The organism is Vibrio sp. 10N.286.49.C3 (assembly GCF_041469545.1).
In the GTDB taxonomy this organism is placed as follows: Bacteria; Pseudomonadota; Gammaproteobacteria; order Enterobacterales; family Vibrionaceae; genus Vibrio; species Vibrio tasmaniensis_A.
This window is the reverse complement of the sequence record NZ_JBFRKT010000010.1, coordinates 913-25,087: the sequence shown is the minus strand read 5'-3', so window position 1 is coordinate 25,087 and position 24,175 is coordinate 913. Positions and strand designations below refer to the sequence as shown.

Annotated in this window: 20 protein-coding genes, 2 tRNA genes and 1 pseudogene; 12 read left to right on the top strand and 11 right to left on the bottom strand. The window is 44.0% G+C overall.

Features of this window, described 5'->3' with window-relative positions:
* Positions 1-160 precede the first annotated feature (160 nt).
* From AB4180_RS05970 to AB4180_RS05940, 7 genes are all read left to right on the top strand, one after another.
* Entirely contained in the window at positions 161-718 is a 558-nt protein-coding gene (locus tag AB4180_RS05970; protein ID WP_102248967.1) for a VC2662 family protein, read from the top strand.
* A gap of 384 nt (positions 719-1,102) precedes the next feature.
* The gene (gene cysD, locus AB4180_RS05965) at positions 1,103-2,023 is read left to right on the top strand and encodes a sulfate adenylyltransferase subunit CysD (RefSeq protein ID WP_102248966.1); all 921 of its coding nucleotides are present in this window, start codon (positions 1,103-1,105) and stop codon (positions 2,021-2,023) included.
* A 39-nt stretch (positions 2,024-2,062) separates the two neighbouring features.
* Positions 2,063-3,793 carry an SLC13 family permease gene (locus tag AB4180_RS05960; protein ID WP_241909243.1) on the top strand — a complete coding sequence of 577 codons (1,731 nt, stop codon included), beginning with the start codon at positions 2,063-2,065 and terminating at the stop codon, positions 3,791-3,793.
* A 19-nt stretch (positions 3,794-3,812) separates the two neighbouring features.
* Positions 3,813-4,442, top strand: a complete 630-nt coding sequence (gene cysC / locus AB4180_RS05955; RefSeq protein ID WP_102248964.1) for an adenylyl-sulfate kinase — start codon at positions 3,813-3,815, stop codon at positions 4,440-4,442.
* 2 nt (positions 4,443-4,444) lie between these two features.
* Positions 4,445-5,407, top strand: a complete 963-nt coding sequence (locus tag AB4180_RS05950) for a DHH family phosphoesterase (RefSeq protein ID WP_102248963.1) — start codon at positions 4,445-4,447, stop codon at positions 5,405-5,407.
* 55 nt (positions 5,408-5,462) lie between these two features.
* Positions 5,463-6,872 (top strand): sulfate adenylyltransferase subunit CysN, encoded by a 1,410-nt coding sequence (cysN, locus tag AB4180_RS05945; RefSeq protein ID WP_102248962.1) that lies wholly within the window; start codon positions 5,463-5,465, stop codon positions 6,870-6,872.
* A gap of 244 nt (positions 6,873-7,116) precedes the next feature.
* Complete coding sequence (locus AB4180_RS05940) at positions 7,117-8,550, top strand: sensor domain-containing diguanylate cyclase (RefSeq protein WP_102249042.1); 1,434 nt, start codon at positions 7,117-7,119, stop codon at positions 8,548-8,550.
* 127 nt (positions 8,551-8,677) lie between these two features.
* Here AB4180_RS05940 and AB4180_RS05935 read toward each other — a convergent pair whose 3' ends face one another.
* Positions 8,678-9,166: an MgtC/SapB family protein gene (locus tag AB4180_RS05935; RefSeq protein ID WP_009847921.1), complete on the bottom strand. Its 489-nt coding sequence runs from the start codon at positions 9,164-9,166 to the stop codon at positions 8,678-8,680.
* Positions 9,167-9,309: 143 nt separating this feature from the next.
* The gene (gene epmB / locus AB4180_RS05930; protein WP_102248961.1) at positions 9,310-10,332 is read right to left on the bottom strand and encodes an EF-P beta-lysylation protein EpmB; all 1,023 of its coding nucleotides are present in this window, start codon (positions 10,330-10,332) and stop codon (positions 9,310-9,312) included.
* Positions 10,333-10,365: 33 nt separating this feature from the next.
* On the opposite strand from epmB, the gene efp reads away from it, so the two are divergent.
* The gene (gene efp / locus AB4180_RS05925; RefSeq protein ID WP_009847919.1) at positions 10,366-10,932 is read left to right on the top strand and encodes an elongation factor P; all 567 of its coding nucleotides are present in this window, start codon (positions 10,366-10,368) and stop codon (positions 10,930-10,932) included.
* A gap of 222 nt (positions 10,933-11,154) precedes the next feature.
* Here the strand turns inward: efp and frdD are convergent, their stop codons facing one another.
* The 4 genes from frdD to frdA are packed head-to-tail and all read right to left on the bottom strand — an operon-like array spanning position 11,155 to position 14,516.
* Positions 11,155-11,532 carry a fumarate reductase subunit FrdD gene (gene frdD, locus AB4180_RS05920; protein WP_102248960.1) on the bottom strand — a complete coding sequence of 126 codons (378 nt, stop codon included), beginning with the start codon at positions 11,530-11,532 and terminating at the stop codon, positions 11,155-11,157.
* 11 nt (positions 11,533-11,543) lie between these two features.
* Complete coding sequence (gene frdC, locus AB4180_RS05915; protein ID WP_017108667.1) at positions 11,544-11,927, bottom strand: fumarate reductase subunit FrdC; 384 nt, start codon at positions 11,925-11,927, stop codon at positions 11,544-11,546.
* A 1-nt stretch (position 11,928) separates the two neighbouring features.
* Positions 11,929-12,693: a succinate dehydrogenase/fumarate reductase iron-sulfur subunit gene (locus AB4180_RS05910; RefSeq protein ID WP_009847917.1), complete on the bottom strand. Its 765-nt coding sequence runs from the start codon at positions 12,691-12,693 to the stop codon at positions 11,929-11,931.
* Entirely contained in the window at positions 12,693-14,516 is a 1,824-nt protein-coding gene (gene frdA, locus AB4180_RS05905; RefSeq protein ID WP_009847916.1) for a fumarate reductase (quinol) flavoprotein subunit, read from the bottom strand. Before frdA ends, AB4180_RS05910 begins: the two co-directional genes overlap by 1 nt.
* Before the next feature lie 451 nt (positions 14,517-14,967).
* Here frdA and epmA point away from each other — a divergent pair, with 451 nt between their 5' ends.
* Positions 14,968-15,939: an elongation factor P--(R)-beta-lysine ligase gene (gene epmA / locus AB4180_RS05900; RefSeq protein ID WP_102248959.1), complete on the top strand. Its 972-nt coding sequence runs from the start codon at positions 14,968-14,970 to the stop codon at positions 15,937-15,939.
* A gap of 33 nt (positions 15,940-15,972) precedes the next feature.
* Here epmA and AB4180_RS05895 read toward each other — a convergent pair whose 3' ends face one another.
* The 5 genes and pseudogenes from AB4180_RS05895 to rsgA form a co-directional block, all read right to left on the bottom strand.
* Complete coding sequence (locus AB4180_RS05895; RefSeq protein WP_102248958.1) at positions 15,973-16,860, bottom strand: DMT family transporter; 888 nt, start codon at positions 16,858-16,860, stop codon at positions 15,973-15,975.
* A 160-nt stretch (positions 16,861-17,020) separates the two neighbouring features.
* Positions 17,021-18,901: a methyl-accepting chemotaxis protein gene (locus AB4180_RS05890; protein WP_102248957.1), complete on the bottom strand. Its 1,881-nt coding sequence runs from the start codon at positions 18,899-18,901 to the stop codon at positions 17,021-17,023.
* A gap of 291 nt (positions 18,902-19,192) precedes the next feature.
* Positions 19,193-20,598: pseudogene (locus AB4180_RS05885) on the bottom strand (SLC13 family permease).
* A gap of 319 nt (positions 20,599-20,917) precedes the next feature.
* Positions 20,918-21,829 (bottom strand): archaetidylserine decarboxylase, encoded by a 912-nt coding sequence (gene asd, locus AB4180_RS05880; protein ID WP_017103362.1) that lies wholly within the window; start codon positions 21,827-21,829, stop codon positions 20,918-20,920.
* Positions 21,830-21,954: 125 nt separating this feature from the next.
* Complete coding sequence (gene rsgA / locus AB4180_RS05875) at positions 21,955-23,010, bottom strand: small ribosomal subunit biogenesis GTPase RsgA (RefSeq protein ID WP_012603102.1); 1,056 nt, start codon at positions 23,008-23,010, stop codon at positions 21,955-21,957.
* A 150-nt stretch (positions 23,011-23,160) separates the two neighbouring features.
* Here rsgA and orn point away from each other — a divergent pair, with 150 nt between their 5' ends.
* The 3 genes from orn (at position 23,161) to AB4180_RS05860 (ending at position 24,117) form a co-directional block, all read left to right on the top strand.
* Positions 23,161-23,706 carry an oligoribonuclease gene (orn, locus tag AB4180_RS05870; RefSeq protein ID WP_012603103.1) on the top strand — a complete coding sequence of 182 codons (546 nt, stop codon included), beginning with the start codon at positions 23,161-23,163 and terminating at the stop codon, positions 23,704-23,706.
* A 180-nt stretch (positions 23,707-23,886) separates the two neighbouring features.
* Positions 23,887-23,962, top strand: a tRNA-Gly gene (locus AB4180_RS05865).
* Positions 23,963-24,040: 78 nt separating this feature from the next.
* Positions 24,041-24,117: transfer RNA gene (locus AB4180_RS05860), tRNA-Met, on the top strand.
* Positions 24,118-24,175 lie beyond the last annotated feature (58 nt).

The following is a 24,175-nucleotide window of genomic DNA, read 5'->3' as shown; positions in this document are numbered from 1 at the left end:
ATATCCTCTGCTCAATATTGCTCTTTATGATTTAGGGTCTTATATTCAATGGTACAGTTATGACATTGATTTAACATGGATAGCTGTTGAGTGAAGGACAATAAATACTTGATTTAATATAGATTAATCAAGTCAACAATAAGTCAGTGGAGACTCCCCAATGAAAAAATTACTTTCAGTACTTGCTGTATCTGCAGCGGTAATGGCACCGGCAGCATTTGCTTCTTCGCCTGTTATGTTTTCAACAATTAATGGCTTCAACGCTCCGGATTCTGATGCGGTTGGCGGTGTACGTCTGGCTCTGCTTCACGGACAAGTCAATGACCTTAAAGGTGTCGACCTTGCGGTTGTTGGTATGTCTGAGACGCAAACCACAACAGGTGTGAACCTTGGTATTTTTGGTGCATCTAAAGTGAACCAAGAAATGACAGGGGCATCACTGGGTTTTTTTAACTGGAACACAGGCCAAACGACGGGTCTTAACCTAGGTGCGGTGAACATCACTAATGATGTGAAAGGTGCAAACGTGAGCTTTGTGAACTACTCAGAAGGTAACACTATGGTTGATGTTGGCGCAGCTAACCTTTCAGAAGTGTCTACGGTTCAGGTTGGTATCTTCAACAAAACCAACAAAATCGAAGGCGTACAGATTGGTCTGATCAACTGTGCTGACAATGGCTTCTTCCCGTGCTTTCCAATTGTGAATTTTGCTAAGTAGAGTTATCGTTTTAATTATCTACTCCAAATCACCTACTAACTAGTAGGTGATTTTTCTCTAGCATCTATTATAGATAGAATTAGACTCATCCCCTTCTATCAAACTCTACAGTTAAACGGTTTTAATCATTTCAATTGCTTTACAGTTAGTAGCTTCTAAGTAACTTAATCAACTTACTACTGAAAAGGTTCATTAAGCTCTCTGATTTTGATTCTAGGTTTTGAATCCTAAAGGGGATCTTCGCTTGTCTCGTTTTATTGTTTTCGCTTATGTTGGTATACTGTTGGCAAACAGATTTAATATCTAATCGAACTTTTAGTCGAATAAATACTCTTCAGTGCTTTAACTGAGGTAGAAACATTCAATGGATGTGGGAAACGTAACATGACAACGAAAATAACGCCGGAAAAAATGACGCATCTAAAGCAATTGGAAGCTGAATCGATCCATATTATGCGTGAAGTCGCGGCTGAGTTTGATAACCCGGTGATGCTGTATTCAGTTGGTAAAGACTCTTCAGTAATGCTACACCTTGCTCAGAAAGCTTTCGCTCCTGGTACTCCTCCTTTCCCTCTGATGCATGTCGATACTACATGGAAATTTAAAGAAATGATCGAGTTCCGCGATTACATGGCTGATAAGGTTGGAATGAAACTTATTGTTCACCAGAACCCTGAAGGTGTGGCTATGGGGATCAATCCTTTTGTGCACGGTAGTTCAAAACATACTGATATAATGAAGACCCAAGGCTTAAAACAGGCTCTAGATATGCATGGTTTTGATGCTGCTTTCGGTGGTGCGCGACGCGATGAGGAAAAATCTCGAGCGAAAGAGCGAGTGTACTCGTTTCGCGACGAACATCATCGTTGGGATCCTAAAAATCAACGACCAGAACTATGGAATATTTACAACGGCAAGGTTAACCAAGGTGAGAGTATCCGTGTGTTCCCACTATCTAACTGGACAGAGCTAGATATTTGGCAGTATATCTATCTTGAAAATATTGAAATTCCGGGTTTGTATTTATCAAAACCTCGCCCTGTCGTTCAGCGTGATGGCATGTTGATTATGGTCGATGATGAGCGAATGAAGCTTAACAAAGGGGAAGTGGCAGAAGAAAAAATGGTGCGTTTTCGTACACTCGGTTGTTACCCACTAACTGGCGCTGTAGAATCGAAAGCTACGACGCTACCTGAAATTATTCAAGAGATGTTGCTAACAACCACCTCAGAGCGTCAAGGGCGCGCCATTGACCACGATAGTTCAGGTTCAATGGAGAAGAAAAAGCGTGAAGGCTACTTCTAATAGCATTGACGATATTATATCGTTAATTTTGAATATAAAATGAGTTGTTTGAGCATGATTGTCACTGCGTGTGTCCTTATTGGATTGATTATTGGTCTGGTCAGTAACCGCTTTAGAGCTAGCTATGTGTTTATTTTTTCAGTGACAGTGCTGTACGTTTCTGGTGAGCTTTCACAAGCCGTTATTTTCTCGAACGTCACTAACCGTTCTGTGATTATCTTATTATTGTTACTACTTTCTTCTCTCGCTCTAGAAAGGACAGCTTTGCTTAGTTGGGTGGCAAAAATGTTATCTCATCGTCATTATGGGCAATCGCTATTGCGTTTGGGAGCTCTGGGAGCACTAAGCTCTAGCGTACTTAACAATACCGCAGTGGTCGCTACTTTGATGGGGGGGGTTCTCAAAAATCCATTCCATGCTCCTAAGAAACTTCTGATTCCTTTATCGTACTTCTCTATTTTAGGGGGGACTCTAACCTTAATAGGAACTGCGACCAACCTTGTAGTTAGTGGTTTACTTGAAGACCAAGGCTATCCTGCGCTGACAATCTTTGCTTTTTTCCCTGTGGGGGTAAGTTTACTACTCGGTTGTGGTTTCGTAGTCATAATAGTTTCCAGGTGGCTTCCTGATGACCTTGTGAAAGTTGAGTCGTTAGGGGGATACTTCCTTGATGCTGAAGTCGAGAGCACAAGTAAGCTCGTAGGTCGAAGTATATTAGAAAATGGATTACGATCACTCGATGGTCTTTTCTTAACTGAAATTATTCGAGATAAACAGTTGATAACCCCTGTATCACCGAGTGAATTGGTATTTGCAGGAGATAAACTGGTATTCAGTGGTGATGTTTCAGAAGTTAAACAACTGGCCTCTTTTGATGGCCTTAAGCTGTACGTTGAAGATGAATTCGAGTTAGGTAAAAACTTAGTTGAAGTCTTAGTGAGCCCTGAATCTGTATTGATAGATAAAACTTTAAAAGAGGTTGAGTTTCGTTCTCGTTTTGATGCGGCAGTGGTAGCGATCGCTAGGCAAGGAAAGCGGCTTTCTGGCAAGCTTGGGGAGTGTGTTATTCAAAGTGGTGATAAACTGATTCTTGCTGTCGGGGATGACTTTAAAAAACGCCCAAATCTAACTAGAAACTTTTTTCTATTAAGTGATAAATCGCTTAAAAGTCCCTTATCATTCACTCAAAACCTATTGGGTATTGTCGGTTTTATTTTATCCATTGTCTTAGCTGCGTGTACCAGTTTAGACCTTGTTGATACATTGTCTGGGTTCTTGCTCTTATCTTTGACGAGTAAAATCATTGATGGAACTCAATTAAGGCGACGTTTCCCGTTTGAGTTGTTGATTATTCTAGTATCAGCTTTGTGTGTCGCCAGTGCGTTTTCTAGCAGTGGTCTGGCATTGGCATTAACTCAAGTCTTTGAATCTGTAGCTGGGCAACTCCCTCCCATTTGGGTGCTAGTTGGCATATTGGTGTTAACCGTTATCTTAACGGAGATTATGACCAACACAGCAGCTGCAGCGATTATGTTGCCTATTTCCCTGGCATTAGCGTCGACATTCCAGATCGAGTATTTACCGTTAGTGATGGCGGTGGCCTATGGTGCGAGTGCATCCTTTATCAGTCCTTTTGGTTATCAAACTAACCTTATGGTGATGAGCGCTGGTGGCTATACTTTTATAGACTTTTTTAAAGTCGGTTGGATAGTTACCGTCACTTACATTGTAGTTGCCGCCATTGCTATTCCGATGGTGTTCCCATTTTAGTTTTATATGAGTTGTAAGAATGACCTCTCCCTATGTAGTAAAAGATAATGAGTCTGTTAGCGATGATGTAGTTTGGCATAGCTCCACGGTGACGCATGAGCAACGCTCCGTGCAAAAGCAACAAGTGCCAACGGTGCTTTGGTTTACAGGATTAAGTGGCTCAGGGAAGTCCACTGTTGCCAATGCAGTCGAAAGTAAGCTTCTAAGTTTAGGTAAACATAGCTATTTGCTCGATGGTGACAACGTCCGACATGGCCTCAATAAAGATCTTGGATTTAGCGACATGGACCGTGTTGAAAACATTCGTCGTATTGGTGAGGTAGCAAAACTGTTTGTGGATTCGGGAACGATAGTATTAACTGCATTTATTTCGCCATTTATTGCTGACCGCGCACAAGTCCGTGAGCTTTTATCTTCAAAGCAATTTCTGGAAGTGTTTATTGACACACCATTATCGGTGTGCGAGCAACGAGACCCTAAAGGGTTATACAAGAAAGCACGAGCGGGCGAGATTAAGAATTTTACTGGTATTGATTCAATGTATGAAGCCCCATTAACTCCAGATATTCATGTCGAGACTGAAGGTCAATCTATTGAGGCATGTGCAGATATTGTAGTTAATCAACTTACTAAGTTAGGGTACATTTAATCATGTATTACGATGTATTCAATGGTGATGCTGATGGAATAATTGCTTTACTTCAGTTACGTAAGGCCGCCCCAAAATGCTCGAAGCTTGTCACTGGTGTAAAGCGTGACATTGCTCTTTTACAGCGAGTGGTTAAACAAAATGATATCAGTGGCTGCACCATCTTAGATATATCGATGGAAAAAAATATCGATTCACTCTATGAATTGATAGATCTGGATATACCTCTGTTCTATTGTGACCACCATCGTACGGGAGAAGTGCCACAAGCTGACAATTTTACAGCCCTCATTGATTTGGAGGCGAATACTTGTACCAGTTTGTTGATCAACCAGCAGTTAGCGGGGCGGTATGCTGATTGGGCTATAGTTGGTGCTTACGGTGACAATATGTACGTTAATGCTGATCAGTTAGCCGATGTTATCGGATTAAGTTGCAATGAAAGAACATTTTTAAAAGAGTTGGGTACCTTAATCAACTACAACAGTTATGGAACTTCGATTGACGATTTGCACATTGATCCAGCCGAATTGTTTCAACAGCTTATGTGCTATTCTTCACCTTTTGACCTCAAGCGAGATTTAATATCTCCTTATTATGCTCTAAAACAAGGGTATCAGGCCGATTATCAACATGTTGAACTGCTAACGCCGATAGTGTGCACTGACGTGTCTGAAATCTATCTACTGCCATGTGAAGCATGGGCAAAGCGTGTCAGTGGTGTGTTTGGAAACGTGCTTGCAAATCAATCACCAGACAAGGCTCATGCAGTACTCACATTGAATGACAATAAGAAAGATTACACCGTGAGTGTTCGTGCACCTTTAAATAATCGTACTGGTGCAGATGAAGTTTGCTGTCAGTTTGTTACTGGTGGTGGCCGTAAAGCTGCGGCGGGTATTAACGCCTTACCTATTGAAAATAAAAACGAATTCATTAAAGTTTTAAATAAATTTTATCAATAAATCAAAGTCGGTTTGAAGAGTTGAGTATTTAAACCGGGACCATTAAGGAAAGACCATGTCACATAGTTCAGAGCTAATTGCTCAAGATATTGAAGCATACTTAAAAGTACACGAGAACAAAGATCTGCTGCGCTTTTTAACTTGCGGTAACGTGGATGATGGTAAATCAACACTGATTGGTCGTTTGCTGTTTGATAGTAAACTGATATACGAAGACCAGATGGCTGCGATTGAGAAAGACTCTCAAAAGTTCAATACAACCGATGAATCATTTGATCTAGCATTGTTGGTCGATGGCCTGCAATCTGAGCGTGAGCAGGGTATTACTATTGATGTGGCATACCGTTATTTTTCGACAGATAAACGTAAATTCATTATTGCTGACACTCCTGGGCATGAGCAATACACACGTAATATGGTAACTGGGGCGTCAACATGTGATTTAGCGATTGTGATGGTGGATGCCCGCTATGGTATTCAAACTCAAACGCGTCGTCACAGTTATATTTGTTCACTATTGGGTATTAAGCACATCATAGTTGCTATAAATAAGATGGACCTGATGGATTATAGTCAAGATGTGTATCAACAAATCAAAGCTGATTATCGTGAGATGGCTAAGAGCTTCAATATTGACGACATTCGCTTTGTACCCATTTCAGCGTTGAAAGGTGACAATGTGGTAACTCCAAGTGAAAACATGGAGTGGTACCCAGGCTCGACTTTAATGAAACTGCTTGAGACAGTAAAAGTCGATCAAGATAAAGATTTAGAGCATATGCGCTTTCCTGTTCAGTACGTTAATCGTCCGAATTTAGATTTTCGCGGTTTTTGTGGCACGTTGGCTTCTGGCCAAGTCAGTGTTGGTGATGAAATAACAGCGTTACCTTCAGGAAAATCATCAAAAATTAAGTCCATATTCACTTATGATGGTGAGTTGGAGTCTGCACTGCCTGGTCAAGCGATTACGATAACGCTTGACGATGAAATTGATGTATCTCGCGGGGATATGTTGATTCATAAAGGCTCAAAGCTGCAACTTGTTAATAAGTTTGATGCATACTTAGTGTGGATGGATGAAAACCCATTGCGTTGCCATAAAGAATATAGTTTCAAGTTTGCAACGAAATCTTGCGCAGGTAAGTTGTCAGGTATTCAACATAAAGTTGATGTGAATACTCTTGAACAACACGCTGAAAATTCTGAAACAGTAGAGCTTAATGAAATCGCGTTAACTTCTATCAATTTAACCGATCAAGTTGCTATAGATTTATACAAAGATCTGCCTCAGACTGGTGCCTTTGTGGTGATCGATAGGCATACGAATGTGACAGTAGGGGCTGGTGTTGTGCAGCGTCTGCATTCTGAAGAGGGAGTTAATAAGCGCATTTACTCGCAAGCTGAAAAAGAATTAAACATTTATATAAGAAAGCATTTCCCTGAATGGGGATGCTCAGAAGTTTGATAAATTAAGTTCTACATTTCCTATTTAGTTAATGCTTATTGAACCTATCAACGCCTTTACTTCTATGTTTAGGCGTTATTTTACATCTGCTATCTCACTCCTTAAACGTTACTGTAAGCATGTTGTTTTATACTCTTGTTGCGATGCTCTCACTTGTGGGTACAATGTGCGCTAAATTTTCAATGATGACTTATATGCTTTGATTAATCCCCATACCGTCGATTTTAAAAAGGCTTTCTTAAGTCTGACCGTCAGCTTTTTAGTGGTTTTTAGCTTGTTACTTGTTGATTCAGCGGAAGAGTCAGAAAAGCAATATGGAATTGAAAACCAAGGCGTGACACGCTCTTTAGCGGAGCTTACACAGATTATTAATGCGCTTGAATATAATATTACCGCACTTTATCCGCTGCATGGAGATACCTACGTATTCTCACATGAGCAAAAGGTCGAAGGTGATACGTGTTACTTCATTAGTGAAGAGCAAGCTGCCCCTCGATTTGATTTTATGTTCTCTGGCCCAAGTGAGATGTGCGATCTAAAGTCGGATCTTCATTTAGAAGCAGGTAGGCGCATGTTTATCGCACCCACCATGGCTTACTTTGCGAATACCATTGATACCATCTCTGCGATTTACTTTATCTCCAAAGATAAATTTATTATATCGTCGCCTTCCGATTTCGCCCGTTACATTAAAGGTGACACCTTTGATTCAGTCGTCAATAGTCGCCCTTATTGGGTGAATACGATTCGTTTTGGCTTAGCTCAGGGTCAAGATCAAGTTGTGTATACCGGCCAATACGATGACTACCTAACAGGGAAGAAGGTAGTGACCTTAACCAAAGGTATCTATGTTGATGGTGAGTTTAAAGGAGTACTCGGTGTTGATGGTTACGTCTCTAATCTCGTCTCGAATCCCGTTCATGGGTACAAGGTGACGAGCGCAAGAGGAGTAAACAAATATGGACTGTTGGACTTTACCTATTCACGACCTTTGTATGTCGATGGAGTCAATACTGAGTTATACCTGACTATTGAAGAAGGAAAGAGTGAGCACTTCTTACATTTGCTGGAACTGGAGCGGGTTCAATTACTGATTTTGTTAGCTTTGTACTTTATCTCAGCACTATGGTTGTGGCGGTTTTATACCAAGCAAGAGCACAAGCGATTGAAGAATTTAGCGATGCTCGACCCATTGACTGGTTTATATAATCGGCGTGGTTTTGAAGCTCGGTTGCTGAACCAAAATGAGGAGCCAATTATTGGTGTTGGCGTATTTGATATCGATGATTTCAAAGTGGTGAATGATCAGTATGGTCATAAGGTGGGAGATGAGGTGATTTGCCATGTTGCTCAGTTAATGCTGAACAGCGTTAGGCAGAAAGATATCGTGGCGAGATTTGGTGGTGAAGAGTTTGTTGTCGCGATTGCGGGCGAATCATCCGAATTACTTTCATCGATCTTTGAACGAATTCAAAATGACATTAGTTTACAAAGTTATCGATGCGCGACTGGTGACAAGATTAATATATCAGTCTCTGGGGGAGCGACGCTTTACTCTCTGTACAAGTTCGACAGCATTGGACACTTGTGGGAAAACCAGAGTATTCGTTCATCAGATGAGCAGCTTTATAAGGCGAAGGCCGCAGGTAAGAATCAAGTGTCTATTCACGTACATTAATCTGTGAACTGCAGTTTAGAGCCTAGTCGTTTGCTAGGCTCTTTTTTATTTAAGGAAAAAGACCCTTAAGATGAAACAGTCGCTAAGAACAAAATGCAGCTAAGGCCAAATGTCTTCCGACGAGGTGTTACTTCTTCACGCGGACTTTTCTCATCCACTTCTGATGAACACCACGGCGTAAGCTCTGGAAGCTGTTTTCTACTTTGTCGACACCAAGCAGAATCACTAGCGCCATTAGCGTGATAATAACCGACTGCGAAAGGTGGCCAAGTGCGATCATCATACCTAATGCAGCGAGTACCCAGATAATCGCCGCTGACGTGACACCATGAATCTTTCCATCCAATGTCATCATTACCCCAGCACCAAGGAATCCAACCCCCGTAATTATCTGACCAAGTACACGAGCTTGATCGAGTGTGTTGGGGGATAGGCTAATCGCCATGGTGAGGAAGAAGTAAGTACCGCTGATGATAAGGATCGATGTCCGTATTCCGACGGGTTTACCGCGTGTTTGCCTTTCGATTCCGATTAAAGAACCACACAACATGCATGCTGCGAGGCCTGCCCAGCTAAAGGGGGCAAGGTTGAGAGCTTGTTCTATAAATTGTGACATATCACCCCTCCTAAGAATTTAGAATAGAGCCGAGTATGCTAATAATAGACCGGACGATCGAACAAAAAATTTTTGTCGTGAAGGTGCATTTAGCAACGTGTTGTCGTTACAGATAAGCTTAGTCGCTTTTTGAAGCTCGCTCGCTATTCAATGTTTAGGTCGAGTGGTGTTTTGCTACTGCGTCCGCCAATTTCACGGGTTAACTTAGGTACTAGATAGCCAGAAACCTCAGAGATTAATCCCTTAAAGTGGTGTTTCGCTTCTTCATCGGAGATATAGAAATGAGCAGCGCCCTGAACTTTATCAAGTACATGCATGTAGTAAGGTAAAATACCGGCGTCGAATAGCTTTTCACTTAATTTTTTCAATGAGTTAGCGCAGTTATTTACGCCTTTTAGCATTACGCCTTGGTTGAGCAGAGTCGCACCAGTTTGCTTCAGCTTATGGAAGGCTTGCTTGAGCTCTAAGTTGATTTCATTGGCATGATTAATATGGCTAACCATGACTACATTAAGACGAGTGTTAGTTAATGTTTGGCATAGTTCATCAGTCACTCGCGCTGGAATCACGACAGGTAATCGGCTGTGAATTCGAACGGTTTTCACATGTGGAATTTGTTCGATAGCATTAATCAGCCACTCTAGTTCGCTGTCTTTGGCCATAAGAGGATCGCCACCCGATAAGATAACCTCGTTGATCTCTGGATGTTGAGCCACATAATCGAGGCTAGTTTGCCAAACAGACTTAGATCCTTTGTTATCTTGATAAGGGAAATGACGGCGAAAGCAGTAACGGCAGTTAATCGCGCAGCCACCTTTCACGATCATTAGCGCGCGGCTTTTGTATTTGTGTAGTAGTCCCGGAATCGCGTTGTCTTGTTCTTCCAGTGGATCAGCAGAATAGCCTTGGTGCACATCAAACTCTTCACTTAGCGGTAAAACTTGTCTTAGCAAAGGGTCGTGTGGATTGCCTTTTTCCATTCGCTCAACAAAGCTAAGAGGAACTCGAAGTGAAAACAGCTCACGTGCTGCGAATCCTTTTTGCCACGGTGTTGGGTCTATTTCCAATGCTTCAAGCAGTTTTGTCGGGTCAGAGATCGCATTCGATAGTTGTTTGAGCCAGTTTTGCTCAACAGATTCGACTTTTCGGGTTATGATATGCGGCATTGAAATTAACTCAAAGATGTGGAAGAGAAAATCATGGCGTCAGTAAGCACCAATGAATTCAAAGGCGGTTTAAAATTCATGTTAGATAACGAGCCTTGCGCAATTATCGACAATGAATACGTTAAGCCAGGTAAAGGCCAAGCGTTTAACCGTGTAAAACTTCGTAAACTGCTGTCAGGCAAAGTGTTAGAGAAAACATTCAAGTCAGGCGAAAGCTTCGAGCTTGCAGATGTTGTTGACGTTGAACTAGGCTACCTATACAACGATGGCGAATTCTACCACTTCATGAACAACGAAACATTTGAGCAAATCGCAGCAGACGTAAAAGCAGTCGCTGATTCAGCAAAATGGTTAGTTGAAAATGACGTTTGTACTCTAACGTTGTGGAATGATAACCCTATCACTGTTACTCCGCCAAACTTTGTTGAGATCGAAGTAACTGAAACTGATCCTGGCCTTAAAGGCGATACACAGGGTACGGGTGGTAAACCTGCAACTCTAGCAACAGGCGCGGTAGTTCGTGTTCCTCTATTCATCGCTATCGGTGAAGTTGTTAAAGTTGATACTCGTACTGGCGAATACGTTGGTCGTGTGAAGTAATTTGATTGTGTCCATCTTGTTTAAGGTGGCTCAGTGAAATAGAAAAGGTCGCTTATGAGCGGCCTTTTTTGTATCTGGCGATCGGAGAAGAGCAGATTCGAGTAAACGAGATTCGACAAGTAACAAAAAAGCAGAACAAGATAATCCTGTTCTGCTTCTAGTATTTTCGTTCTTAAACTCTTCGAATCTCAGTTACCCGAATCTAGAATCTGCTCTTAACTGTTAAATCATAAAAATGAAGATAACAGATAGCGCGCTGATTAGGCCTGCAACGAAGTAGCAACCCACTTTACCAGCAACGCCGACGTGGAACTTAAGGTCGTGCATGCCGTGGTGAAGACGGTGCATTGCATGCCACATTGGCAGTGCTAGCGTACCGATGATGAATAGCGCACCGATAATGCTGGTGGCAAACTCAGAGACACGCTCGTAGCTCATTGCATCCGCATCGATAATGCCCATTGGCACCAAGATACCCAGCACTAGAATCGTGATTGGTGTAATCATCGCGAACCAAGTACCGCCAGCGCCGAATAGGCCCCACCAGATTGGCTCATCAGAACGTTGCGGATTGTGGTTAACATTGTAATTTGTGTTCATAACGAAGCTCCTTACACCACCATCAGAACGATTAAAGAAATAAATGCCACCGCTGCCCACTGGGTCAGTACGATGATTCTTTTATCTACCAATTTGCCTTTAAGACGGATTGGCATTACTTGAGGCATCATGCTGAAGAAGGTCTGAGCGTGCAGTAAGCTGCCAAGCAGTGCCACGATGTTGATACCAACAACGATAGGGTTAGCCATAAAGCTCAACCAACCTTGCCACGCTTCAGGGCCTTTCACTAGCGAACCCAAACCGAAGGTTAGGAACAGAGTGAATAGAATCAAAGGCAGTACAGTCGCTTCACGTAGCATGTAGAAGCGGTAGAACGGATGGTTGCTCCACCACGTTCTCTTCATCTCGCGAACATAAGGCTTACGATTGCTCATATTATGCCTCCTCTGCTGTTTTTACTTGCGATCCATCAGGCTTGAACATCGAGATAACGAAGTCCATTGAAGACTCAACTTTACCTTGGTTCACTGCCGCTGCTGGGTCTACTTTCTTCGGACATACGTCAGAACAGTAACCTACAAACGTACAGCCCCAAGCGCCATTGTCGCCATTGATAAGCTTCATACGCTCAGCTTTACCATTGTCACGGCTATCTAGGTTGTAGCGGTGAGCAAGAGCAAGTGCCGCAGGGCCAATGAACTCGGGGTTTAGACCAAATTGAGGACATGCTGCGTAACACAAACCACAGTTGATGCAGCCAGCGAACTGTTTGTACTTCGCCATTTGCTCTGGAGTTTGGATGTTAGTGCCGTCTTCTGGCTTACGGTCGTTACCAATGATGTAAGGTTTGATTGCTTCCAGGCGCTCGATAAACGGCGTCATGTCGACGATCAAATCTTTCTCGATTGGGAAGTTAGCTAAAGGCTCGATCTTGAAGCCGTTCGGGTAGTCACGTAAGAAGCTCTTACATGCCAGTTTTGGCACGCCATCAACCATGATGCCGCAAGAACCACAAATCGCCATACGACAAGACCAACGGTAAGACAGGTCTTTATCTAGGTTATCTTTGATGTAACCAATCGCATCAAGTACCGACATGGTTTCATCAAATGGAACTTCAAAGGTTTGAAAGTGAGGTTCTGCATCGTGCTCAGGGTCATAACGCAGGATTTCAATTTTTTGGATTCGATTCGCTGACATTATGCTTGCTCCTCTTCGCTCTTCTTCGCATTCTCTTCTGCCGCTTTTTCAGCAGCAGCGGCTTTCTCGGCTGCTTCACCGTATAGACGAGCTTTAGGTTGAGATTTAGTAATCTTAACGCCGCTGTAGTCGATAGTTGGTGCTGCATCTTCGTTGTAGAAAGATAGAGAATGTTTCAGGAAGTTCACGTCATCACGTTCTGTGCAGTTGTCGTCTAGACGTTGGTGTGCTCCGCGAGACTCTTTACGAAGGATCGCTGAGTGAACCATCGCTTCGGCAACTTCAAGGCCGTAACCCACTTCGATAGCGTAAAGTAGGTCAGTGTTGAACACTTTGCCTTTGTCTTTAATGCTGATCTTCTTGTAGCGAGCTTTCAGTTCAGTGATTTTGTCGATGGTTTCTTGCATCAAGTCTTCTTGACGGTAGATACCACAACCCGCTTCCATGGTGTGACCCATTTCAGTACGGATATCAGCCCAGTTCTCATCGCCTTCTTGAGCCAAGATGCCAGCGATGCGATCTTCAACCGCTTTCACTTGCTTAGCAATAGACTCTTCGTTCCAGCCTTTGAATTCAGCTGCGCGTTTCACGGCTTGTTCACCGGCTACGCGGCCGAAAACTACGAACTCAGCCAGTGAGTTAGAACCTAGGCGGTTTGCACCGTGTAGGCCAACTGAAGCACATTCACCAACGGCGAATAGGCCTTTAATGCGAGTTTCACAGGTACCGTTAGTTTCAATACCACCCATGGTGTAGTGAACGGTCGGGCGAATTGGGATTGGCTCTTTTGCTGGGTCTACGTTTACGTACGCTTTTGCTAGCTCACAGATGAACGGAAGACGCTCTTGCAGGTACTCTTCACCAAGGTGGCGAAGGTCAAGGTGTACGACATCACCAAGAGGGTGCTTGATGGTGTTGCCTTTCTGCTGCTCGTGCCAGAATGCTTGAGAAACTTTGTCACGTGGACCCAGTTCCATGTATTTGTTTTTCGGCTCGCCCACTGGAGTTTCAGGGCCCATGCCGTAATCTTGCAGGTAACGGTAGCCGTTCTTGTTAACGATGATACCGCCTTCACCACGACAACCTTCGGTCATCAAGATGCCAGTGCCCGGTAGGCCTGTTGGGTGGTATTGAACGAACTCCATATCACGCAGTGGTACACCGTGTCGATAAGCCATTGCCATACCGTCGCCCGTTACGATGCCGCCGTTGGTATTACAGTGGTAAACACGACCTGCGCCACCGGTTGCAAGAACAACAGATTTCGCTTTGATGGTAACAAGCTCACCTTCAGACATGTGAATCGCGATTAGGCCTTGTACTTCGCCATCTTCAACGAGCAAATCCACCACAAAGTACTCATCAAATCGTTTGATTGTGTCGTACTTCATCGAAGTCTGGAACAGAGTATGAAGCATGTGGAAGCCGGTTTTATCCGCTGCGAACCACGTTCTCTCTACCTTCATACCGCCGAATCGGCGTACGTTTACTTCACCGTTTTCTTTACGACTCCATGGGCAGCCCCATTGTTCCATTTGGATCATTTCGCGAGTCGAGTTTTCAACAAAGTATTCAACAACATCCTGTTCACATAGCCAGTCGCCACCGCCAACAGTATCGTTGAAGTGGTTATCTAAGCTATCTTCGTCTTTAATTACTGCTGCTGAACCGCCTTCTGCCGCTACCGTGTGCGAACGCATTGGGTAAACTTTAGAAATCAGTGCTACTTCCAGTTCAGGATTAGCTTCAGCCGCAGCAATAGCTGTACGAAGACCAGCGCCGCCTGCGCCGATGACTGCGATATCTGTGGTAATTGTCTTCACAGTTATTCTCCAGTGTGATGCGGAGTATTCCGCTTGTTATTATAAAAAGCCTATTTAGGAGGTTCTAAATCGTAGGAACCATTTAGCACCCCTAAGCCTTAAGTGGTAGGTTCAGTGTAAGAGAGGAAGGTATTCGAAAAGTTGATGCATTTGGGTTTTTAGGTCGGTAATGCATATGGAGGCATAGAAATTATAGGTTATGTGACTGCAATCACGGCAATGAATTGTTGATAACGATTAACCCACAGGACGGGTGTTAACGGCTTGTTGAGTATGATTTTTGTTATCAATGTTGATGTGAAATCTGTATTGATAATTGTATTGTAGAACGTAATTTTCTGGCTTCATTAAAACAACATTTTGCTTTCACGAATAGAAAGATAGAAGCTTACAAAAGCGATGAAAGGTGGTAATTTTCGTCGCCTAGAATTCAGTAATATGGAACTCAATAATGCACTCTACATGGCAACCGGCCGCAACCATTAAACAGTTAAAGCAACGTGCTGATATCCTTAATCAAATTCGTCAGTTCTTTGCTGAGCGAAACGTGATGGAAGTGGATACGCCTGCGATGAGCCACGCCACGGTGACGGACGTGCATTTACATACTTTCAAAACTGAATTCGTAGGGCCGGGTTATGCGCACGGTCAGTCACTGTTCTTTATGACTAGCCCTGAGTTTCATATGAAACGCTTGTTGGCTGCAGGAAGCGGTTGTATTTACCAAATTTGTAAATCTTTTCGCAATGAAGAAAATGGCCGTTATCACAACCCTGAGTTCACTATGTTGGAGTGGTATCGCGTTGGTTTTGATCATCATGACCTGATGGATGAAATGGATTTGCTGTTACAGCAGGTCCTTAAGTCGGGCTCAGCAGAGCGAATGACTTACCAACAAGCCTTTATTGATGTGTTAGGTGTGTGTCCACTGGAAGATTCGATGGATACGCTAAAGCAAGCGGCTGTACCACTTGGATTAAGTGATATTGCGGATCCAGAACAAGACCGCGATACCTTACTACAACTGCTGTTTAGTATTGGGGTTGAAGCAAAGATAGGGCAACAAGTGCCAGTGTTTGTTTATGACTTCCCTGCATCACAAGCAGCGTTAGCTAAGATCAATCCAAACGATTCACGAGTCGCCGATCGCTTTGAGGTGTATTTCAAAGGAATTGAGTTAGCAAACGGCTTCCACGAGTTAGATAAACCGCAAGAACAACTTAAGCGCTTTGAAGATGATAATACCAAACGCATTGAGATGGGCTTATCGCCTCAACCGATTGACCATCACTTGATTGAGGCATTAAAAGCGGGCTTACCAGACTGTGCCGGTGTTGCTTTGGGTATTGATCGTCTGATCATGCTGGCGCTGGGCTACGACCATATCGATGATGTGACGGCTTTCCCGTTCCCGCGCTCTTAGCTTTCTATTCAGTTAGTCCTACTTACCGTTTGGCTAACTGACCAAAATAGCAGTACCCACTACGGCAACAATGGCACCTATCCAAGCGTAGACGTTCGGTCTCTGCTTGGTGTATAGCCAGAGTATCGGTAACAACATGATTGGTGTGGTTGAAGATAACAGAGCGACCATACCGACATTGCCTTCCTGCAACGCATACAAAATCAACGTCATTCCTACTGCCATCGCTAGAAAACCATTAACCGCGGTAATCGCGAATATCTGCTTATTCATTGGGTTAAGTGCGCGTGAAAGTTTGGCGCCTGTTAAACGAAATGCGGAGTGAGCAACAAAAGCGGTGATCATTCGAATGGCAGAAGCGGCAACAGGGTCGATACTGGTTTGCATCACGGGTTTGGCAATGATACCACCCAATGCTTGGCAGATCGCTGCGGTGATTCCCAGTGCGACACCAATCCACACGGTGCCCTTGATGGTTTCAAGCTGGTTGTTGGCTTGTCCTCGACGACCAAAAAATATCGCAGTTAATACACCACTAAACACCAAAGCCGAGCCAATCAGCTCAATAGAGGTCATGCTTTCGCTAAACAAGAAGTAACCGAGAATCGCCGAGAACACGGCGTGACAAGAGAACAGCAAACCCGCTTGGCGCGGTCCCATTCGGTTCAAACAGGCAAATAGGGCGGTATCACCAATGAATATACCAATCAGGCCAGATAGCATCATCGGCGTGATTAGATTGGCTTCGACAGTTGACCAACCTCCGGTAAACCATGCCATGCTCGATAAGATGATCGCGGTACAACCCATTCTCCAACGGCTATAGGCGAAAGAACCTAAGTGTTGAGCAGGCTTTACTGACATTAGGCTCGCAATGGCCCAAAGAAAAGCGGCAGCTAGAGCTAACCATTCAAATCCCATCTGAATAACATCCTTGTGTCTGGGATAAATTAGCTCATCAATATGCATCAAACCGAACTGAGAACAAAGTGATTCTTATGAAAGAACTACTTTGTTTCAGTGATTGGTTTATGTCAGCTGTCGCTCGGTGGTGTGGTTCACTTACTTTGCTTGAGTCGCGCTATACCTTAAATCGCTCCACGTCTTGGCGCATCGACTCGGCAGCGCTACTCATTTCATTTGAGCTATTGCGACTGCTTTCAGCTTGCTGTGCAAGGTCATCAGAGGCATCCTTGATTCCTTGCGTATTACGGCTGATGTCTTCGCTGACCGCGCGTTGCTCTTCCGCAGCACTCGCTATTTGCAGCGCCATATCGTTGATTTCAGTGATTGCCTGAGTGATCTTAGTCAGGCTGCCATGAGCTTGTTCTGCGAAGCCAACACTGTTCTCTGCTAACTGAGTGCTGGTGGTCATGCTTTCAACGGCATGTTCGGTATTTTTCTGCAGTGTATCAATCATCACGCGGATCTCTTCCGTCGAGCCATGCGTTCTTTGGCTGAGCACTCGGACTTCATCGGCGACAACGGCAAACCCACGACCTTGTTCACCCGCTCGAGCGGCTTCAATCGCAGCATTCAATGCCAACAGGTTGGTCTGTTCGGCAATGCCTTGAATGGTGGATAGGATCTGGTTGATGCTTTGAGCATTACTCTCTAATTCACGAATAACATTGGCTGCATCTTCAACCTGAGTCGCAAGGCCTGTAATCGCATCGCGGTTTTGTTGGATTACCTCTTGGCCTTCGTTACAAGCGGTGGCGGATGCCTGAGAAGCGGATGCCGTTAATTCGGCATGGCTAGCCACTTCGGCTGCGGTGGCGGACATCTCATGAATCGCGGTCGCAATTTGGTTGATATCGTTTTGTTGATTCTCAACGCTAATCGAAGATTGGGTCGCCAGTTGATTGGCTTTCTCTGCATGGTTGTTTAAATCGTGGCTGTGCTCTATTACGCCCTTCAACATGCTTTGCATCTGGCTTAAGAACTGGTTCACGAGCTCGGCAAGTTTGCCAATCTCATCCATACGTGTGATATCAATGCGCTGAGTGAGATCGCCTCTGCCTTGAGCGAGCTGAGTTAAGGCTTCAGACAAGGTTTGTAATGGAGAAAGTAGGCGGTTGATGACCACGGTACTCGCAATTGAAATGATGATGTACAACACCAAAGAGGTCAGCGTGATGAATTGAATGGCATCGGATACTGCAGAAAACGCCATTTCTTTATCGATAACGATACCTAGCGACCAATCGGTGTTCGGGACATTGGCAATATAGACCAGCTTATCGCCTTGACCAGGCCAAGTGAGAGTGGTGATCATTTGGTCTTGGAGCAGTTGTGACACCTTGTTGGTCGTGAGTTCTGGATTCAAACTGGTCAGTGGTTTTTGACTCAGTTCTTCATCACTGTAGGCCACAATGTTGTTATTACCGTCGACTAAAAAAGCAAAACCGTCATTATCGAGTTTTACATTGAGTACGGTATCAATAATGCTGGTTACGGTTAAGTCTGCCGCGATAACACCCTGTCTTTCACCATTAAATGCTTTAGCGAAACTGATGACAATGCTGCCGTCAAAATCTTGATAAGGTTCGGTAATGATGAGTTCGGATGTCGCGTTTGCATCTTTATACCAAGGGCGAGAGCGTGGGTCGTAGTCTGCTGGCCAATCCTCAGCCTTGTCGCCATAAGCTATACTGCCATCGCTGAATCCTGCATAAACAGACAAGAATTGCCCCGCTTGCTTGGTGATCAATAACTCGCGATCAGAGTTGCTATTGCTTGAAATGGTCGATTCATTGGCAAGCATCATATCACTGCGGGTTGATAACCAATCGGCAATGTAGTTCGTCGTACCAACACTCACGTTTTTCACCTGTTGGTTGATCGCGACTTCAGTTTCTTGAGTAAGCTGATTAACAGATATCCAAGCTTGAGCGCCACTTACGACGGCAATAATAACCGCGATAGCGATCTGAATTTTGAACTTAATAGTATGTCTCAAGGTTTATCCCTCCTTCTTGGATAAAAGGCTAATGACAGCGACGCGTTGGATTGCGAACGGATGTGTCTCTGCTAGGTGTCTAGTGTCGTTATATTTAAAGTTCGAAACGTGTTGAAAATCATAATTTAAATATATATATGATTATTTTTAATAAACAGTGAAGTGGAATCACAATTGGTTACTGCTAAGGTGTTAATTGTTATCAGGATTTATCGTATTGGTTAAAATCTGGTAGCCCGCCAGCTAGCGAGATCACGATTACTAGCTGGACGGAAGGGAGGCATTGACGTGCTAAGTGATAATAAACAGCGCGAGGTAGACCATCAGTAAGCCGACAATCCCTAAGATGATACCCATCTTCGCCATATCTTTGCTTTCGATAAGCCCAGTTGAGTAAGCCAGCGAGTTTGGTGGCGTCGATACTGGAAGAATCATCCCGAGCGATGCCGAGAAGGCGACCACAACCAGCAAGCCTTGTAAGCCTCCAATTGCTACTAGGCTTTCCATAGAAGCGCCAATCGCAGCTGCTATCGGCATCAGCAAGTTTGCGGTAGCTGTGTTCGACATGAAATTAGCCATTAGCCAACACACGATAGACAGCGTTAGTACCACAGCAGTCGGCGAGAGCGATTCATAATCAATCGCGTGTGCGAGTGCAGCGGCTAAGCCTGTTTTATCCAAGCCAATCCCAATCGCAATACCACCCGCAACACATCCCAGTTAATCAGCTTGAGTTCTTCTTTACCCATGATGCCAGTGAGAGTAAAAACAGCCAGTGGAATGATAGAGACCACATAAGTGTTCATGCCATGCAGTTTGGTGGTCATCCACAATAAGATTGTCGCAGCGAAGGTGACGTAAACCACAATCGCTCGCCAGCTCTTTCTAAATTGTCCATCAAGCTTGAGAACCATATTTCTTTCTTTAGAAGGGAAGAGTTTTTGTAGGAGAAACCAAGCGATGGTGAGTTGGATGATCACAAAGGGTAAGCCCATCATCATCCAGCTAAGAAAGTCGATACTGTTCTCGCCAGTTAGGTATTGCAGTGCGATCGCATTGGGTGGTGTACCTATGGGTGTCGCGATACCACCGGTATTGGCGGCGATTGGAATACACAACACGAGCGCTTTAATCCCCATGTCGCCTTTTGGTGCAGAGGCTACGATAGGACCTAGCAATGCGAGCATCATTACCGTTGTTGCGGTATTTGACATGAACATTGAGAACACGGCGGTGATAAGCATTAAACCCAGCATAATAAAGCGCGGTTCTGTGCCAAATGGTTTGAGCAGCACGCGAGCTAAATTGTTGTCGAGTTCGTATTTGGATGCGGATATCGCAAGAGCAAAGCCACCCATGAAAAGGATGATGATTGGTGACGAAAATGCACCGAAGATGTCGGTATATTTGATTAATTCACCGAGATCGTGTCCTGCTGGTGGGTTTCTAAATAGATGTAAACCCTTGTCGGAAATCATCACCAGTTCAAGCGCAATGATCAGAATTGACGTGGCGAATACTGGAACGGGTTCAAGCACCCACAGTAGAGCTGCTAGTAAGAATATCGCCAACAAGCGGTGTTGAATCAGCGTGAGGTCATCGATAGGTATGGAATCTATTGGCATGAATAACACGCCTAAGGGAATCGCAAAACAAATCAACAGCTTGACCAGAACGCCAATATTGAGTTTAGGCATGTACAAAGACCCCATGAATAAAATATCTTCAAATAGAGTAAGTTATCTGGATTTTTGGTACTTGGAGACGGGTTGTAAAATCGAAAAGTTGTTTAAGGTTTCGACAGTTGTTTTGCTTTTGGTCAATATTTCATCTGGGCAATTAGAGGCAAGAGTGAGAAGCAGCAGGTGGCTGGGCAGGGGGGAGGATTGAGGTTTGAAAGCTTGGGTTGTTAGAGCTTGAGTAGGAAACGAATTGGTAGAGTTCAGAAAAAGGCGCGTTCTTCTCTGATATAGAAAAAGTAACGCGCCTTTAAACTAAATGAGTTAACTCAGATCGTTAAGCTTGGTCAGTGTTCTCTGCTGAATCAACAGCTTCAGTCTCAACGTCTTTACCCGCAATGTGCGCGAAAGGAGTGCCTAGAACGGTTTTCTCACCATTCTGCATAGTGTCGTCAAACTTGATTGCATCTTTAGCAAACAGGTTGATAACCGTTGAACCAAGCTTGAAGCGACCCATCTCTTCGCCTTTCTTCAAGATAATAGATTTATCACCTTGTGCTGGGTAATCCCACTTGTAAACCGAGTTACCGCGAGGTGGCGTGATGGTGCCAGCCCATACTTGCTCGATGCTACCTACGATAGTTGCACCAACCAGCACTTGTGCCATTGGGCCAAACTCAGTATCAAAGATACAAACCACACGTTCGTTACGTGCGAATAGGTTTGGAACGTTCTCTGCCGTTAGCGGGTTTACTGAGAAAAGATCACCGGGAACGTAGATCATCTGACGCAGTGTGCCGTCGCATGGCATGTGCACACGGTGATAATCACTTGGCGACAAGTAAAGCGTTGCGAATTCACCGTCTTTAAACTCATCGGCTAGGTCTGCATCACCACCAAGCAACTCACGTGCTGAGTAGTTATGGTTTTTAGCTTGAATCAGTTGACCATCAGTAATTGGGCCAAACTGACTTACACGTGCATCAGCAGGGTGAACAATCACAGACTCGCCTTCTGCGATAGGGCGCATGCCTTCTTTCAATTCACGTACGAAGAATTCATTGAATGTCTTAAAGTGTTTTGGATCGCTATGCAGAGCTTCATCCATGTTCACTTTGTATTGCTTGATGAACCAGTTAATGATCGCTGTCGTTAAACCACCCGCTTTAGCAGACGCCAGTTTACCAACTAAACGAGTCAGGCCATGTTGTGGGATCCAGTACTGCAATCCAACTTTAATCTTATCCATTGTATTAATTTTCCAATGCTAATTGTTTTTCAATTAAATCTGTCGATGACGGTTTAGGGCGCGAGATGTTACTTAAGTTCGCGCCAATTGTCAGTAAATGCACACATTTGTTCACAAAAACGCGATTAGAGATCGGCTTTCTTGCTTCGTGAGTACTGACGGTTATCTTTGTTGTCAGCCATTGTTTCAATAATGCGGTGGTAGCTAGCAAAGCGTAAGCGGCTAATTTTTCCGTCTTCAACGGCTTCACGCAGAAGACATCCTGGGTCGTCATTGTGTTTACAGTCGCGAAACTTACAGCCACCTAGGTATGGCTTGAATTCAATGAAAGCATCTGTGACTTCATCAGGTTCTAAATGCCATAGGCCGAATTCACGTACCCCAGGGGAATCGATAAGATCACCACCAGAAGGGAAGTGATACAAACGCGCTGCTGTGGTGGTGTGTTGACCCAGTCCTGAGTTTTCAGAAACTGCACCTTCTTCAATGTCCAATGTTGGCATCAGTGCATTCACTACGCTGGATTTACCTACGCCAGATTGACCAACGAAAATGTTGATACGATCTTTCAGTTCAGCTTCCAACTCTTTGATGCCGTAACCCGACTCTTTACTCACGAACATGACTTTATAGCCGATTTTCTCGTATATCTTCAGTGTTTCGCGGTATTCGCTAATTTGTTGTTCTGTCAGCAAGTCGACTTTATTGAGTACAACTAAAGGGGCGATATTCACCGTTTCAGAGGCGATCAAGTAGCGGTCGATGATATTAAGTGATAGCTCTGGTAGTACAGCTGAAACGATAACCATTTGGTCTACGTTTGCGGCAACCGGTTTGAGGCCGTCATAGTAGTCAGGGCGAGTTAGCATTGATGTTCTTGGCTCAACGGCTTCGACAACACCTGAGATGCCAGCCATTGACTCAAGCCCTGCGCGCCAAGTTACTCGGTCACCAGAAACTAAAGTCTCAATACTACGGCGTAAGTTACAACGGTGAACTTCGTTGGTTTCAAGATCTTCGATATCGGCATGTTGACCAAAGCGCGTAATCACGAGTCCGCTTTTTGTTCCGCCAAGCATGTTCTCGTCCCATTGGATAGAATCTTCTTTCTTGAGTCGCTTGTTCTGGTTGCTACGTACGCGACGTACCTGACCTTTGGTTAACTTCTTTTTTTTAGCCACAATTTTTCACTTAACACATCTAACTTGATGATTGGGAACTCAAACAGGATGTTGCTACTGCCATATGATTTCGATGGCTCTAAAGCTAGTTTGAGTATAGTTATTTGGGTATAGTACCTCTTTTATACATAAACAAATAGGCGACGCCTTATGTCCTTTAGCGATCAGAACCTTATTTGGGTTGATCTCGAGATGACAGGACTTGATCCTGAAACTCATAAAATCATTGAAATTGCTACTATCGTTACTGATAGTGAGCTTAATATCCTGGCTGAAGGACCTGTTTTGGCTATTCACCAACCTCAGAGTGAATTGGACAAGATGGACGAGTGGTGCACAACGACTCACACCGGCAGTGGCCTAGTGAAACGAATTCAAGACAGTACAGTTTCAGAGCAAGATGCCATTCAACAAACGATTGAGTTTCTGGAAAAATGGGTACCAAAAGGTAAGTCACCAATTTGTGGCAACAGCATTGGTCAAGATCGCCGATTCTTATACAAGCACATGCCAGAGCTGGAAGAGTACTTCCACTACCGCTATGTTGATGTTAGCACCCTGAAAGAGCTGACTCGCCGTTGGAAGCCTGAAGTGTTAGATGGTTTTTCTAAGTCGGGAAGCCACCTTGCATTAGACGATATTCGAGAGTCTATTGCTGAGCTGCAGTACTATCGAAAAACGATTATTAACATCTAATCAGATCAAATGTTCACGTTTATCTAACTTTTCAGGGACATAAGAGCTATTTTTTTTGCAAATATGTGTGCTTTTACAGCAGTTGAGTAAAAACTTGCTGATTTTTGCATTAAGGACTTGCATCACAAAAAAATGCTCTTATAATTCGCAGCCCTGAACGGCGAAAGACGTTTTCAGTTTGCGATACTAGCTCAGTTGGTAGAGCGCAACCTTGCCAAGGTTGAGGTCATCGGTTCGAACCCGATGTATCGCTCCAGCTTTATACTTTTAGGAAATAAATTCCTAGAGGGTCTCTTAGAGACAAAGACTCATTGACTTAAACAATGCATCCGGACGCGGGATGGAGCAGTTTGGTAGCTCGTCGGGCTCATAACCCGAAGGTCGTCGGTTCAAATCCGGCTCCCGCAACCACATTACAGTTGAACGTTGATTTGATGCTTTGTAGCAGAAAAGATGAACGGTTAGCTTA

Coding starts and splice junctions, on each gene's coding strand:
- AB4180_RS05970 (WP_102248967.1), top strand. CDS start 161: ATGAAAAAATTACTTTCAGTACTTGCTGTATCTGCAGCGGTAATGGCA.
- cysD (WP_102248966.1), top strand. CDS start 1,103: ATGACAACGAAAATAACGCCGGAAAAAATGACGCATCTAAAGCAATTG.
- AB4180_RS05960 (WP_241909243.1), top strand. CDS start 2,063: ATGAGTTGTTTGAGCATGATTGTCACTGCGTGTGTCCTTATTGGATTG.
- cysC (WP_102248964.1), top strand. CDS start 3,813: ATGACCTCTCCCTATGTAGTAAAAGATAATGAGTCTGTTAGCGATGAT.
- AB4180_RS05950 (WP_102248963.1), top strand. CDS start 4,445: ATGTATTACGATGTATTCAATGGTGATGCTGATGGAATAATTGCTTTA.
- cysN (WP_102248962.1), top strand. CDS start 5,463: ATGTCACATAGTTCAGAGCTAATTGCTCAAGATATTGAAGCATACTTA.
- AB4180_RS05935 (WP_009847921.1), bottom strand. CDS start 9,166: ATGTCACAATTTATAGAACAAGCTCTCAACCTTGCCCCCTTTAGCTGG.
- epmB (WP_102248961.1), bottom strand. CDS start 10,332: ATGCCGCATATCATAACCCGAAAAGTCGAATCTGTTGAGCAAAACTGG.
- efp (WP_009847919.1), top strand. CDS start 10,366: ATGGCGTCAGTAAGCACCAATGAATTCAAAGGCGGTTTAAAATTCATG.
- frdD (WP_102248960.1), bottom strand. CDS start 11,532: ATGAACACAAATTACAATGTTAACCACAATCCGCAACGTTCTGATGAG.
- frdC (WP_017108667.1), bottom strand. CDS start 11,927: ATGAGCAATCGTAAGCCTTATGTTCGCGAGATGAAGAGAACGTGGTGG.
- AB4180_RS05910 (WP_009847917.1), bottom strand. CDS start 12,693: ATGTCAGCGAATCGAATCCAAAAAATTGAAATCCTGCGTTATGACCCT.
- epmA (WP_102248959.1), top strand. CDS start 14,968: ATGCACTCTACATGGCAACCGGCCGCAACCATTAAACAGTTAAAGCAA.
- AB4180_RS05895 (WP_102248958.1), bottom strand. CDS start 16,860: ATGGGATTTGAATGGTTAGCTCTAGCTGCCGCTTTTCTTTGGGCCATT.
- asd (WP_017103362.1), bottom strand. CDS start 21,829: ATGGATAAGATTAAAGTTGGATTGCAGTACTGGATCCCACAACATGGC.
- orn (WP_012603103.1), top strand. CDS start 23,161: ATGTCCTTTAGCGATCAGAACCTTATTTGGGTTGATCTCGAGATGACA.